The organism is Demequina muriae, assembly GCF_030418295.1.
In the GTDB taxonomy this organism is placed as follows: Bacteria; Actinomycetota; Actinomycetes; order Actinomycetales; family Demequinaceae; genus Demequina; species Demequina muriae.
Genome location: NZ_JAUHQA010000035.1, coordinates 1 through 577, shown reverse-complemented (window position 1 = coordinate 577; position 577 = coordinate 1). Strand labels below are relative to the sequence as shown.

Sequence of the window (577 nt, the reverse complement as noted above, 5' to 3'; positions counted from 1 at the left end):
GCTCTTCCGATCTCCCGCAGCACATCGCCGGTACTGCCGCTCACGAGCTGGCGCAAATGCAGGTTGCTACGACACGCGGTGGGCTGGCGACGGCCAAGGAGTCCATGAACCGCTTCTATGCCGAGTTCATGGAGCGGTATCGCAACAAAGCGCCGCTGCTTGGCATTCCTACGCCGTGGCATGAGGTAAACAGCCGCACCAAGGGCCTGCGCGATGGCGTGTTCTACGTCGTGGGTGCCCGTCCAAGCATGGGTAAGAGCGTGTTCGGCTTGCAGCTAGCCGGGTTCGCCTCGATCCACGACCACCGCACGGCGCTGTTCTCCGTCGAGATGACCGAGCAGGAGTGCATGGGCCGCATGGCTGCCTGCTTCGGCTGCATCCCGCACGAGTGGGTCGAGCAGCCCGACGACGAGCTGGCCGATTCCGAGGACTACTGGAACCGCTTCACGCCGACGACGACCAAGCTGCGCGAGTCGCCCCTGCTGATCGATGCAACGCCCGGCCTGACGGTCGAGCAGTTCATGGCCCGCGCCCGCCGTGCGCACCTGCAAAAGCCGCTCCGCCTGATCGTGCTGGA

General features: G+C 65.2%; 1 protein-coding gene. It reads left to right on the top strand.

Features of this window, described 5'->3' with window-relative positions; translation table 11 throughout:
- Positions 1-104 precede the first annotated feature (104 nt).
- Positions 105-577 (top strand): DnaB-like helicase C-terminal domain-containing protein (locus tag QQX02_RS13235; RefSeq protein WP_301143833.1); only part of this gene is annotated, 473 nt, incomplete at its 3' end.